Below are 14,467 nucleotides of genomic sequence, written 5' to 3' on the forward strand. Positions count from 1 at the left end.
ATAAAATATCACTGATTCAAGCATAAAACTTTAAACTATACTATAATGAAGGAAACTATTTACTTAATTGAAAAATGGAGTGTTTTCATGGCCCACGTAATTCGTGAGATTAGTATAAAAGACGTTGAAAACTTTATAGATTTGTTAAGCAAAATTTATGATGAATCAGATTTTACGTTTTATAACCCTGGTGAGTATTCACCAAGCATTGCTTCTGTTAGTCAAAGTTTAGAAAGTTACATCACAACACCTTCAAAAGCAATTTTTGTAGCAGAAAGTGACGAACAACTCATTGGTTACGCATTTGTGAATACAGAGACTTTCGAACGTACACAACATGAGGCTGTAGTCTATCTTGGTGTAAAAAAGTATTATCAAAAACATGGTGTTGGTCAAGCGCTCATCAATTCAATCGAAGCTTGGTCACTTAATCATAATATTAGACGCATAGAAGCTACAGTTGTCACTGAAAATTCACGAGCTATTGAACTTTTTAAAGGTACAGGTTTCACTATCGAAGGTGAACTTAAAGATAAACTTTTTATAAATGGTCGTTATTTCAATGAGTACGTAATGGCTAAAATATTAAATTAATTTTTAGTCTTATTTTAAATTTTACCACATATTACAAGTTTTAAATAATAACTATAAGTTGTGAATTTGACTCTTTTACTTGAGTTTTATTCTAATCCAAAATTTCTTAGTGAGTATTTAAAAACTATATGCATTCATACCTTATTTAATTGATAAAATAAAGGCAAATCGTTAGGCTTTAAACTAACCTTAACGATTTGCCTTCTTTATATTATTCAAATGGATATAGCGATACACTATTATTTGTTTGATTACCGGATTTCACATCTGTTGATTCTCCACTTTCAACGCCGGAAGATGAAGTATTTCTACTTAAAAATAACAATACTTTTTTAATATTCTCTTTTGATTCTGGTTTATCTAAATGAAACTGATATTGATGATGTAAATGATGTGTTCCATCATAAAATAGCGTATCTACAGGTACATTTTCTGATTTAAGTGCTTTATAGAATTCTTCATTTTGACTATAAAATGGATCAGCATCTCCAACTGATAAGTAAGTTGGTGGATATTGTTTAGTGACTTGATTTATCGTCGACATTTGAGATAAATTCTTAAAATTAGTTTCCCAGTTATTCATACCTGTATAGCTTTTCATAAATAATTGAATTCTTGGAAATTCTGTTGCCTTCACTGTTTTCATATCATAGAAACCACCAAAGAATATAGCTGCTTTGATTTGTGATGGCTTGAATTGTTGTTTGAAATTCATTTCTTTGCGTAAACTTTTATTAGTTTGCATTGCAACGTACTGACTCGTTAATTGAGCTCCTGCTGAATCACCACCAATAACAACTTGGTTGAAATCAATGGGTAGTTCGTGTTTATTCTGCTTTATAAATTTAACTGCCTCATTCATTTGCTCTAGCGGTGTTGGATACTTATATTGTGGAGCTAACGCATAATTCACATTTACTACAATATATCCTTGTTCAGCTATTTTAGACAGAAGTGGATTTTTATATTGCTTATCACCTGCTATAAAACCACCACCATGCATCCAAAAAATTACTGGCAATTTGGTATCTTTACTCATATCAGAAGGCGTAATAATATCTAATTTACTATTAGGTAGTCCTTCGCCATAAGAAATATTTTGAAATAATTTCACGCTCTTATTATTAATTTGAACATGCTCTCTACCTTGTTGTTTTTCCTGTCCTTTATCATAGTGATTTTTCAAAAGAAAACCCAAGACGATTGCAATGATTATGACGATGAATAACGTTATCAACAACCATTTATATTTTTCTTTCATTATTGGTAATCCTCTCAAATCATGACTTCTTTCAATAATTTATATCTTAGATGACTTAGGTCATTAACTTTTTCTGAAAAATAAAGAAAAAGCAATTCACCTTTTAATTGAAAGATGAATTGCTTTTAAGATTAAATCAATCATTTTAAATTGTAAAGTGTATACGAAATAACAACTTATGCAATGTGTTTCTTGTCATCATTTTTACGTTTGAAGTACTTGATTAGTACTGCTACAACGATAAACATACCAACAACGCCCATAAATTTATATAACACGTTAATTAAATCTGCGAATCCTACGAAACTTAAAACATAAGCTGCAATCATCATAATAATGATAAAGATATGATATTTCTTGCTATATGGTTCAGTAAAACGTGCCGCGAATGAATAACAAAGTCCTAAAATAGTGTTATACATTACAGCTAACATAATAACAGTTAATACTAAACCAATCCATGGATTGATTGAGTTGGCTAAGTCTAATGTAGGAATATCTGCGTTTTTAATTTTTGGATATTCTGTTTGTAGTGAAAAGTTAATTAGTGCAAGTAAGATGGTATAAATAACGCCACCGAACATCGCACCAGCACCTGAAACTCTACGCTTAGACGCATCGCCACCAATAGAAACGACTGTACTAAAGCCAACTGCAAAAGCAAGACCTCCGTATACAAGTCCCCAGAATATACCTTTCCATGCACTTGTTTCTGGTACTGTATTATTTACTTGGGCAATTGAGATATCACCAGTAAATAAATAATAAACTGCAATAAGGATAACCATTATAATTAGAAATGGTGTAACAATCCCTAAAGCTCTAACAATCTTATTAAAATCAAGTAATAATGTTAAATAAATTACAATTGTCATGATCAAGGCGCCTAGCCAAGTAGGTATATGAAAGCTTTGGTTAAACGTTGATCCTGAACCGGCAATCATTGTTACAGCGATACCAAACAAGAAGAAGACTAGAATATAGTCAAATACTTTACTAAATTTCTCACCAAATACATATTGTAAAGTAGATTCATGATTGGTAGCTTCGAAGGCTGTACCAATTTTAGCTACTTGTCTACCGATAAATCCTAGAATGAAACCTGAGATTAAAACACCGATATAAGACCATAAACCAAAAGGTGTAAAGAATTGCATAACTTCTTGACCAGTTGAGAATCCTGCCCCTACAACGATGCCGACATAAGCAAATCCTATTTTTATTGCTTCTTTATTCAGCCCCATTTAAAAAATTACCTCCTTAGATTTTCACAGTGAGAATTATAACGTACTGTTTTTTATTTTCAACCCCACCTATTAGACTTATACATTAATGCATAAAAGTAGGGAAATTTGTATAAAAATAGCCATTAAAGTGTGGTAACTCTAATGGCATTATAAAGAGATAAATACGTTTAACTAACGTGCATCTCTATGTTTGTTTAATTCATTAATATCGACAACAATGTTGTCCATACGTTTTGCAGTGTCTTTAAGCACATTACGTGCTACATTATTATTAGGATCAAGTTTAAGAATACGTTTAGCTACATCAAATGCTTTCTTATCAGAAATAACAGGCTCTGGAATTGCGTGAAGCAATAGCATTTGTAGTAAACTTTTAACTTCATTTCCGTTAGTGAGTTTTATGGAAGACTCAGCATGATAGTATGCAGAATCTAAAGCACCTTCGTATTCACTCATCGGATAAACAAGTAGTAAGAATGCTAAATCATGCAATTCAGATGTTTCTTCATTTCTAATTAAATCTAAAATGCATGTATAAAACATCATACTCTCTACTTCATGAGCGCTAGAAATATATGCCTCTTCAAATTCCATAAAATCTGTTTCGGACATTAATTGTCGTATCTGCTCGAATTCGCCATTCAATACATGTCTCTTTATAAGGTGTTGCATGGCTATGTCCTCCTATTATCCAGATTTTATTTAACAATTATAACTATAATATCATAATTTTAGTTAATTTTCACTTGAAAAAGACGTACGATAAACTTCTTCAATTGCTTCTTCAACACTACCACCAGTAGACAGCTTAACAGACGCAGTAAAACTACCTTCAACGAGTGGCGCATTAACTTTTAAAACTTGATGGTCGCCTTCATACATTTCTATTGCCATGTCTAAATTCATCTCAGCAGATCCTAAATCAAAAAAGCATAACGCATCGTCTTCTAAATGATTGATTGCATCTTGGATGCTATTAAAAGAAGTACCTATACCACCATCATCTGTGCCACCACATGCTAAGACGTCAACGTCACTCACCATTTGTTCAAGCAATTGTTTCGTCCCGTTTGCGATATCAACACTATGACTTACTAACACTATTGTAGGCATATTTACTCATCTCCTATTAAAGCATTAAGTATATAAACCATACTTTGTGCACCCGGATCAATGTAACCTTTAGAATCCTCTTTAAAATAAGCAGCTCTACCCTTCGTCGCTGTCATATCTTTAGTATCGTCAGCATAACCTTGTAATTTATCTAAGGTCACTTTTTCATCATGTTGTAGCGCTTCGCTTGCCCTTTCGACAACATCATACATAGTCTTTTCATTTAATTCAACTTTACCTCTTTGAGCTATTGCATCTGCAAATGTTTTTAATAATACTTTTAGGTTATCCTTATCGATTTCATCCTTAACAACACTAGACATTTTGACAAAACTAAAGCCATATAATGGTCCGGATGCTCCGCCAATGTTAGACATCAATGTCATTCCAGTTGATTTAAACAATGAAGCCATATCTTTATCATCGATATTATCTTTCAAATGAGAGAAACCTCTTTCCATGTTTACGCCATGGTCACCGTCACCTATCGATCTATCTAAATCGGTCAATTCTGATTCTTTATCTTTAAAAGTATCCGCTAAACTTAATAATTGAGTTTTCATTTTTTCTACATTCATAGCTAACACCTCTATATTGTATATTTATTCACAATTATTTTTTATGAGTTAAAATAACGACTTGTTGTAGGTGCTAAAAATGCTGTTAACCACTCTTCATTAGCAGGAACTAATGTGATAGAAAAGCCTTGCATATCAAGTGATGTCATAAAATCACCTACATACCAATGTTTTACCCCATAATGCTTCTTATCAAATAAATCTTTGAGATATTTAGTTACAATATTGAGTTCAGATAGTGGTGTGCCACCCATACCATTAACCATTACTATAAATTCTTCTCCTGATATTTCTTTATCTAATTCTTCTACTAATGTTGAAACAATTTGATCTACTGGTTGTATAGCTTCACGATGCAAACCTTTTTCACCATGGATGCCGATACCAATCTCCATTTCATTGTCATCAATATCAAACCCATATTGACCTGTGGTTGGAACCATAGGAGGTGTTAAAGCCATACCAATTGTTTTTATTTCAGACATCATTAACTCTACTTTTTCTTTTATTTCAGTTAATGGTACTCCTTTTTCAGATAAAAAGCCTGCATACTTATGAATTAAAACTGTACCAGCTACACCTCTTCTTTGTTCTGGCGTACTAATCGCAATATCATCTCTAACTATTACTGTTTCAACTTGAATATCTTCCATTTCAGCCATTTCTTGGGCCATTTCAAAGTTCATCACATCACCAGCATAGTTTTTAACAATGAGTAAAACACCATCACCAGTGTGAACGGCCCTAATAGCTTCTAAAATTTTGTCTGGAGTTGGAGAAGTAAAAACTTCACCACAAACTGCAGCATCAAGCATACCTTGCGCGACATAACCAGCATGTGCAGGTTCATGACCGCTTCCACCTCCTGATACAAGTGCTACACCATTTTGTTTTTTATCTTTTCGTACTACAACTGTATCTTCAATTACATCTAATTCAGGATTTGCTACTTTTAAGCCATCTAACATATCACTTAAAAACTGTTGTCTATCTTTTATTAATTTCTTCATAAAAAATCCCTCCTTATCAATTTATCATCAGTATAAAACAGCTTTATAGACAATCGCTAATATTAAGTGTGTCTTCAATAAAATGTTCACAAATCATGTTTACTAATTAATAAGAGGGTTCATACTTATATATTAAAAAAAGCCTTTAAATGAATGTTCACTCTAAAATCCATCCATTTAAAAGCTTTATATTATGCATTATTTTAAGAAATATAAATACGCTCGATATTCAAATTTAATATTTTACCTATCACTTAACTAATCTATACACTTTTTGTTCTATACATTAGGTATAAGAAGTAGGGTGCCCCTATAATAGCAACTACTATACCTGCAGGAACGCCAGACGGTTGGAGAATAACCTTTCCTAAAGTATCGGAAAAAACAAGTAAAAATGCACCAACTAATATGTCAATTGGTAAAAAAAGTTGATGTCTAGGACCCACTATACGTTTGGCTATATGTGGCCCCATCAAACCAATAAATGAAATTGCACCAGCAACCGCAACAGCGACTGAAGATAAAATAACTGCTACAAAAAATAACACTATTCTCTCACGTTCAACTTTAACGCCTAAACCCTTAGCAACATGTTCATGTGTATTAATAATATTTAATTCATTTGATTTAAATAACAGATATGGCACGATAACCATGATCCAAGGAATAAATGCAAGAACAAATGTCCAATCATCTCCCCAAATATTACCAGCAAACCAAGTTGCCATGAATTCTGATTGATCTTCATCAAACTTTGACATCAGGGTAATAGAGCCTCCATATAATGCCGTTTGCATACCTACACCTATTAATACCATGCTGGCAGGGGTTAACCCACTATATTTATTTACACTAAAAATAAATATAACTAATGCTGTAGCGACACCACCAACTAAACTAATTATAGGTAAAACATAAACGAAATTATCTGGTTTAACTTGTCCAATTGTTACAAATAATGCTATCGCAAAGCCCCCGCCTGCATTAATTCCTAAAATACCAGGTTCTGCTATAGGATTTTTAGTAACACTTTGAACAACGGCACCACTCATACTTAGCGCTGCACCTGCTAAAATTGTAATCAACATGCGAGGAAGTCGGAAATCTATTAAAATAAGCGAGTCCGTATCATCACCCTGACCAATTAGAGTTTTAAAGAAATTTGGCACAGGTATTTTATATTCCCCTGAAGCAATACTCCAAGTACATGCTGCAAATAGTAATATGGCAAATACGATAAAAGTAATGATTTGTTTACGTCTTAAATTCGGATCAATCATATTGAACGTCCTCCTTTTTTAACAAGGTATAAAAAGTAAGGTACGCCAATAAACGAAATAATTGCTCCTACCGGGGCTTCGCCTAGTAGTCTTGCAATCATGTCAGCAACTAATACTAATACACCACCAAATATTGCAGTCAGTGGGAGCACTTTTGAATAATCTGTACCTATAATAAAGCGAACAATGTGAGGTACCATTAAGCCTACAAAAGCAATTTGTCCAACCATTGCCACAGCAACGCCAGCGAATATCATTGATAAAACTAAGCTTAGTCCGCGAATCATAGAGACATTTTGGCCTAATCCCTTAGCAAGTGATTCACCTAAATTCAAAATAGTAAGTTGCTTGCTAATAACTAAAATAATAATTAGCGTAACGATAATTATTGGGCCACTCCATATAAGTTGTCCCCATGTTGTACCTGATATTCCCCCAGCACTCCAAAAAGTTAGAGATTGATTTAACCTAAATATAAGAGCGACACCTTGACTTAGTGCAGTTAATAACGCACTTATAGCTGCACCAGCTAAGATAATACGCATAGGATTAAATCCATCACGCCTAGACCGCCCAATCATTAACACGATGAAGCCACCTAAAAGTGCACCTAAAAATCCAGATATCATTAATAATAAAAATGGTGCCTCAGGATAAAAAGCATAGGTCATTGCCAAACCAAACGTTGCACCTGAGTTTAGTCCAATTAAACTTGGATCAGCAAGCCCATTCTTAGTTACACCTTGAATAACAGCACCAGCTACAGCTAAAGCCATCCCTACAAGAATTGCACCTAAATCTCTAGGTATTCTAATTTCACTTATGATATTATGATTTTGATTTTTAGGATTATAATTGAAAATTGCATCAAATATGGTAGGAATATCAACATGTGCTTTCCCAAATAAAATAGAAAGAAATAGTGCTAGTATTAGCACTATTACTCCACCTATTAAAAGCGATATAAACTTAAAGTTTTCATTTTTCTTTTTTTCTAACATTGTATTTTTAATCCTTTGTCTTCTCTTTTACGAGTAAGTCTTACTAAACAAATCATAAGTAACAAGTAGAGGTTTACCAGTACGAGGATCTTCATCTAATACCACATCGATATTGAATACTTTTTCTAAATTATCTTTAGTAAGTACTTCTTGAGTTGTACCATTTGCTACAATATTGCCATCTTTCATAGCAATTAAATGATCCGAGAAGCGAATAGCTTGGTTAATATCATGCAATACCATTACAATCGTACAACCTTGTTCTTTATTTAATTTCTGTACAAGTTCTAGTATTTCTAATTGATGACAAATATCTAAATAAGTTGTAGGTTCATCTAAGAATATAATATCCGTACGTTGTGCTAATGCCATTGCAATCCAAACACGCTGTCTTTGTCCACCACTTAAATCATTGATTGAACGATGACGGAATTCACTAGTACCAGTAACTGATAATGCCCAATCAATTTCTTTTTTATCTTCTGCTGTTAAACGGCCAAAGCCCTTCTGATGCGGAAAACGTCCATATGATACGAGTTCACCTACCGTTAAACCGTCAGCAACTTCAGGTGATTGAGGAAGTATCGCAATCTTCTTAGCAATTTCTTTAGTTGATTGAGCATGGATACTTTTACCATCTAAATGAATTGCACCTTCTTTAATAGACAACAAGCGTGATAACGCTTTAAGCAATGTAGATTTGCCACAACCATTAGGTCCAATTATAGAAGTCACTTTACCATCTGGGACCTCTACGTCTAAATTATTAATAATCGTAGTATCACCGTAACCAATTTTAACTTGTTCACCGTTTAAACGACTCATAATTCCCCTACTTTCATCTAAATAATACATTTTATATCGTAAAAACATTGAATTTAATTTTTCGTGTTTATTATTTCATTATTAATCGTAATTGATAATCATTATCATAGATATTATTATAACATCTATAGCTTTTAATGACTAACAGATATTTTTATTAATCGGTTAAATCATTTAATTTGAAAAGTAACGACGAAAAGCGGGACAGAAAATCTTTCTGTCCCGCTTTTTCACTAAATAATTTAATATTATTCATCTAGTAAGAAACCATTACCATACACATCTCTTACATCATGAATAACTAAAAATGCTTTTTCATCAATATTTCTAATAATACGTTTAGCACGTGAGACCTGAGTTTTAGAGATAACTACATATAACACGTCTTTTTCTTCACGTGTATAATACCCATGACCATTGAGTATTGTTAAACCTCTACCAACTTGTTCATCAATGGCTTTAGCTACCTCATCGGGCGTACTCGAAATAATAGTCATTGCTTTCTTTGTATTTAAACCCTCGATCACATATTCCATGACTTTAGTACCTATATATAAAGAAATAATAGTTACTAAAGCCTTATCTAATGAAATTTGAGTTAAAGAAATTAATACCACAAGTAAATCGAAGAAAAGCAAAGCATATGGAGTACTGATATCTAAATATTTATTTACGATTCTAGCTAATATGACAGTACCAGCAGTTGTACCTCCAGCTAATACTATGACTCCGATACCCACACCGACACACGTACCACCAAAAACTGCGTTAACAATCACATTACCTGTATGCACGTGCCATGACTCAGTTAGATCTAAAAAGATAGACATTAAAATAGTTGCTACAACTGTTAAATACATACTACGTTTACTTAAAAACTTATAGCCAATGATGATTAATACAGCATTAACCACAAAGTTTGTAATTGCAGGTGATAAATGAAATGCGTAATATAATACAATTGCTATACCGGTAACTCCTCCCTCACCTAAGTTACCAGAAATAATAAAAGCATTAACTCCTGCTGAGAAAATGAATGAACCAGCAATAACTAATAATATATCTCTGATTGTTCTTTTCATTCAACCACCCCTTTATTTTCTCTTAATATAAAAATGGTAGCACAAGCGTGTAATATTCTACAACACTACTTCAACAAAATCTTTTATATTTAACAAAGTCATTGATTAAATAATGTAAAAAATTATATTTTTACTGTTATTTCTTTCTCAACTAGCATTTGCTTATTCATAAAACACCAATCGACGAACAAATTAAAATATTCTGAATTTTTAATTTACTTATGACATAAGTTCTGCTATAATTATTTTAACTTCTTGAAAGAGAAGTTATCTCCTTTGTGTTGTTTATAGTAACAAAACAAATTTTGCTCGAAGTACTGTGACAGTACCTAGTCCTTACCGTTACAAGTACATTAATATTCATTTCCCATAAAAGCCAAGTATAAGAAGTGTCTCCTCACTTTCTATACTTGGTTTTTATCATTTCAAAGAGCTTTTCAGCCTCCTATTAAATAATAAAAAGGATTGTTCCAACAATTTCTCTAACATGTTGCGAAATATTTTTTAGGGAGATAAGAACTGAAGTTTTTATTAATCGTGTAAATTGAGTCTTATTATAGTTTTTTATTCATAAGGCATCTCGGTAATTCAGTTTAGTGAAGTTTATTCAATGATAGGAAAGTGCCTTATATTTTAAAGTATATCGATGTGAAATTACATGGTAATATGTAGTATCTTTGACGAGATTCCTGAAGGAGCAGTCCCAGTCCTAAACCTAGATTGAGACGGACACACTGCGACACGAAACCATACTATACGAAGTAATGAATATAAAAGTAGCAGTAAAATGATTTTAATTAGAAATCATTTTACTGCTACTCTTTTAGGGAATCATGTCCCAGACGCTTAGAATAATTAAATTCTTAAATTTAATTACCATGCAAATAATCCAACAAATGCTGCAGTTAGTAATGATACTAAAATACCTGCCAATAACATCATTGGTACGTATTTGGATACAAAATCTGATGTTTTCTTATCAACAATTCCTTTTAATGTACCTACAATCATACCTATAGTTGAGAAGTTAGCAAATGATACTAAGAATGTTGAAATCACTGCTCTATGGTGTGGTGAAAGTGAATTGACTTGCTTAGAAACTTCACCCATTACTACAAATTCGTTAGTAACAATTTTTTTAGCCATTTGTTGAGCAACTTCCCACGCTTCATTCCAAGGCAATCCAAGTAATAAAGCGAATGGATACATAAATACACCTAAAATTTGATTTAATCCAAAGCTACCTTTCCAACCAAAACCATGGGCAATTAACCCAGTGATTAGATGAATAAAGCGATCAATTAAATCAGCTAACGCTACGAAACTAATCACAAATGCGATGATAATAAGCACTAGCTTACCAGCTGCTAAAACTGAATCTCCTAAGAAAGAGAAGAATGGTTGGCGCTCTTCTTGATGATCTTTAATGCTATAAATAACGTCTTCTTTTTCCTCAACAGATACTGGATTCAGTATAGATGACACGATAATCGCGTTAATTATGTTTAGAGGAATAGCTGTCAAAACGAGCTCGCCAGGTATCATTTGAACATAAGCACCAACAATAGCCCCTGAAACGGAACTCATCGACATCATAGCCAAAGTTAATACACGCATTTCATTCATACGTTTCAGTTGTTCATTGGAAACAGCTAAGGCTTCAGTATTTCCTAAGAACATCATTTCCACACCAAAGAATGATTCAAATTTTGGTTGACGAGTAATCTTAGCAAGTAACCATCCAATACTTCCAATAATTTTTGGAAGTATATTAAAGTACATCAAAATATCAAATAACGGTACAACTAATAAGATAGGAAATAACGCGCTAATAGCCATATCCATCTGCTTTCCAGTAGTGAAACTAGCAAACGCGAATCCAGTTCCTTTGTGCGCAGATTCTATCACCCATGCTATCCCATTTGCCGCACCTTTGACTCCATTTCTTCCCCATGGAAAATAAATAAAGAACCATGCTAAAAACAAATTCAAGATGACTAAAATCAGTATCGATTTCCATTGAATATTTTTACGATTCCTTGAAAATATAACCGCTATACCCAAAAATACGATTAACCCAATGATATTAATTAGTAAAAACATTTGGCACCTACCTATTCATGTATTTTCATAAAAAATAATTAAACATCCAATATAAATAGTAGTAAGACTACAAAACTCTACAAGAAGGGCTTCTAGATTTGAACTTTATATCATTTAAATCATTTAAATCATTTAAATCCGGTCATAACCCGTACTTTATAACATTATGTATATCTAACGTTCCACTTCTTACAAGAGACATTATACCACTTGTAAATTTAGGTTAAAATAATGGTTTTACGAATATCTCACAATATTTAGGAGGAGATTAAAAAACACGCCCCACATTATAGTGGAACGTGCTATAACTTAGTCTGATAATTTTTGAGATGTGACAAAGTTTTTATATTTTTCATGAGATGCCATTAATTCACCATGAGTACCTTTACCAGTGACTTGACCTTTATCAATAAAGATAATTTGTCCTGCTTTCTTAATAGTGGAAAGTCGATGAGCGATGACTACTGTTGTTCTACCTTCCATTAATGTCTCAAGCGCTTCTTGAATTTTAACTTCACTTTCACTATCTAAATTGGCAGTAGCCTCATCTAATAGTAAAATATCTGGGTTCTTAACAAAGCTTCTCGCAATATCAATACGTTGACGTTGACCACCAGATAATTTAAGGCCTCTTTCACCAACCATAGTGTCATAGCCTTCATCAAATTGCATGATGAATTCATGACAATTCGCAAGTTTAGCATATTCAATTAATTCATCATCTGTTACTTTCCTATTGATACCATATAATATGTTATCTCGAATTGAACCACTCATCATTGAGTTAGATTGCATAACGTAACCAATCTTATTACGCCATTTAGACAATGGGATATCATATATACTGCGATGATTATATTTAATGTCTCCATTTTCAATATCATACATACGTTCAATTAAATTGAAAATTGTACTTTTACCTGAACCTGAAGGTCCCACAAAGGCACTTACTTTGCCTTGAGGTATATTAAACGTAACATCGTTCAAGATTTTCTTAACATCATATTTAAAATCCACATTTTCAAAGCTTAGCTCTCCATCTTCAACGATTTCATCTTTAGATTCAGATAAAGCTTCAGTTGGTTCAATTGGTTCTTGCATAATTTCATGTATACGCTGACTTGCACCGACAGCTCTTTTATAATCAGTAACCAACGTAGATAAATTAATTAAAGGCATTGAAAGTTGAATAACATAGAAAATCATAGCGATTAATGTACCTGGCGTAATAGCACCTGTACCAATTTCTAGGGCACCGAAGCCTAAAATAATCGCAATTGTAAGTAACATAACTACGCCTGAAATTGGTTGCACAATGGCTGAAATTTTAGCCTGCTTTAAGCCAAGATTGTAAATCTTTTTCAAATTAACATGTGCATTGTCTAGCTCTAATCTTTCAGTATTAGAAACCTTAACCAATCTCATTTCCGTAAGCACACGACCGAGTAAACCACTAAAATTAGCGATTTCAGATTGCGTATTTGTAGAAATCTTTTGCATTACTCGACCTAGTGGAATCATGATAAAAACAAATATAGGTATCGTAATAAATGTAAGTAATGTTAATTTCCAATCCATTATAAATAACATTATTAAAGAACCTATTAAAGTTAATACTGATGGTAATAAATTAGGCAATTTTTGAGATATAAATTCATTAATAACCTTTGTGTCATCAGTAAGACGACTCATTAACTGACCACTTTCGTTTTTATCAAAGAACGGCATTTTTAATTGGATGATATGTTCCCATAATATAGAACGAATGGCATAAATAATTTTCTCACCAATTTTACTAAGTAAATAAAGTCCTACACCACTTAGTAACGCGTTAACTAAGAAAATTGCGCCAAAAATTCCTATCATGCCCCAATTAATACTACTTACAGAGAATTTATCTACAATTCGTCCTGTAAATAATGGCACTAATAGCCCACTCAAACTTCCTAACGAAGTAATAATAACCGCTGCAATGATTAACCCATATGGCCATGAAAGCCTCTTAAATAAGAAAAATAAAGGGTTTTGTTGTTTCATAATTTTACCTCGTCTTAAATTGTCATATTTTCATTTTGCTCAATCATACTATAAATCCATTTCTACCCCAAATAATAATACACTTTACAATCTTTTAAATTACAAAAATGATTTTACATTATTAAATATAATAAATAAAAAAGATTAACAAGTCCTGTAAAATAATTCTTAAAAATTCCCTTTATCTTAAGCTATTTACGTTCATTATAACTTTGTACTTCGCATTAAGTATTATAACACCTTTTAGTTCAACTGACGAAGGTCCACGCCTATAATTTTACGCAATAATCATTTAATTCTTATACAAAAAATATGCGTGCTACTCTTAGTAACACG

General features: G+C 32.5%; 13 protein-coding genes. 1 reads left to right on the top strand and 12 read right to left on the bottom strand.

Annotated features, from left to right (window positions below; translation table 11 throughout):
• The first annotated feature begins 87 nt into the window (after positions 1 to 87).
• Positions 88 to 594 (top strand): GNAT family N-acetyltransferase, encoded by a 507-nt coding sequence (locus HMPREF2706_RS10430; protein ID WP_070862367.1) that lies wholly within the window; start codon positions 88 to 90, stop codon positions 592 to 594.
• Positions 595 to 805: 211 nt separating this feature from the next.
• On the opposite strand, the gene HMPREF2706_RS10435 is transcribed toward HMPREF2706_RS10430, so the two are convergent.
• The 12 genes from HMPREF2706_RS10435 to HMPREF2706_RS10490 all read right to left on the bottom strand — a co-directional run bounded on the left by HMPREF2706_RS10435 (position 806) and on the right by HMPREF2706_RS10490 (position 14,131).
• Complete coding sequence (locus HMPREF2706_RS10435; RefSeq protein WP_002433382.1) at positions 806 to 1,855, bottom strand: alpha/beta hydrolase; 1,050 nt, start codon at positions 1,853 to 1,855, stop codon at positions 806 to 808.
• Positions 1,856 to 2,031: 176 nt separating this feature from the next.
• Positions 2,032 to 3,099: a YkvI family membrane protein gene (locus HMPREF2706_RS10440; RefSeq protein ID WP_049428826.1), complete on the bottom strand. Its 1,068-nt coding sequence runs from the start codon at positions 3,097 to 3,099 to the stop codon at positions 2,032 to 2,034.
• Between the two features lie 174 nt (positions 3,100 to 3,273).
• On the bottom strand, positions 3,274 to 3,774 hold the full coding sequence (locus tag HMPREF2706_RS10445; RefSeq protein ID WP_002433134.1) for a hypothetical protein: 501 nt from the start codon (positions 3,772 to 3,774) through the stop codon (positions 3,274 to 3,276).
• Positions 3,775 to 3,837: 63 nt separating this feature from the next.
• The gene (dhaM, locus tag HMPREF2706_RS10450; RefSeq protein ID WP_002433105.1) at positions 3,838 to 4,215 is read right to left on the bottom strand and encodes a dihydroxyacetone kinase phosphoryl donor subunit DhaM; all 378 of its coding nucleotides are present in this window, start codon (positions 4,213 to 4,215) and stop codon (positions 3,838 to 3,840) included.
• A 2-nt stretch (positions 4,216 to 4,217) separates the two neighbouring features.
• A complete protein-coding gene (gene dhaL, locus HMPREF2706_RS10455) occupies positions 4,218 to 4,793 on the bottom strand; it encodes a dihydroxyacetone kinase subunit DhaL (RefSeq protein WP_030059161.1) in 576 nt (191 codons plus the stop codon).
• Between the two features lie 41 nt (positions 4,794 to 4,834).
• The gene (dhaK, locus tag HMPREF2706_RS10460) at positions 4,835 to 5,803 is read right to left on the bottom strand and encodes a dihydroxyacetone kinase subunit DhaK (RefSeq protein WP_002433253.1); all 969 of its coding nucleotides are present in this window, start codon (positions 5,801 to 5,803) and stop codon (positions 4,835 to 4,837) included.
• Positions 5,804 to 6,066: 263 nt separating this feature from the next.
• On the bottom strand, positions 6,067 to 7,083 hold the full coding sequence (locus tag HMPREF2706_RS10465) for a FecCD family ABC transporter permease (RefSeq protein WP_070862368.1): 1,017 nt from the start codon (positions 7,081 to 7,083) through the stop codon (positions 6,067 to 6,069).
• Entirely contained in the window at positions 7,080 to 8,084 is a 1,005-nt protein-coding gene (locus HMPREF2706_RS10470) for a FecCD family ABC transporter permease (protein WP_064212335.1), read from the bottom strand. Before HMPREF2706_RS10470 ends, HMPREF2706_RS10465 begins: the two co-directional genes overlap by 4 nt.
• Positions 8,085 to 8,111: 27 nt before the next feature.
• Positions 8,112 to 8,909 (bottom strand): ABC transporter ATP-binding protein, encoded by a 798-nt coding sequence (locus HMPREF2706_RS10475; protein WP_002433244.1) that lies wholly within the window; start codon positions 8,907 to 8,909, stop codon positions 8,112 to 8,114.
• A gap of 248 nt (positions 8,910 to 9,157) precedes the next feature.
• Positions 9,158 to 9,991: a YitT family protein gene (locus HMPREF2706_RS10480; protein WP_002433225.1), complete on the bottom strand. Its 834-nt coding sequence runs from the start codon at positions 9,989 to 9,991 to the stop codon at positions 9,158 to 9,160.
• A gap of 873 nt (positions 9,992 to 10,864) precedes the next feature.
• Positions 10,865 to 12,094: a NupC/NupG family nucleoside CNT transporter gene (locus tag HMPREF2706_RS10485; RefSeq protein ID WP_030059164.1), complete on the bottom strand. Its 1,230-nt coding sequence runs from the start codon at positions 12,092 to 12,094 to the stop codon at positions 10,865 to 10,867.
• A 309-nt stretch (positions 12,095 to 12,403) separates the two neighbouring features.
• A complete protein-coding gene (locus HMPREF2706_RS10490) occupies positions 12,404 to 14,131 on the bottom strand; it encodes an ABC transporter ATP-binding protein (protein WP_002469828.1) in 1,728 nt (575 codons plus the stop codon).
• Positions 14,132 to 14,467: the final 336 nt, after the last annotated feature.

The sequence above is a fragment of the Staphylococcus sp. HMSC067F07 genome (assembly GCF_001837405.1).
GTDB classification, from domain to species: Bacteria; Bacillota; Bacilli; order Staphylococcales; family Staphylococcaceae; genus Staphylococcus; species Staphylococcus capitis.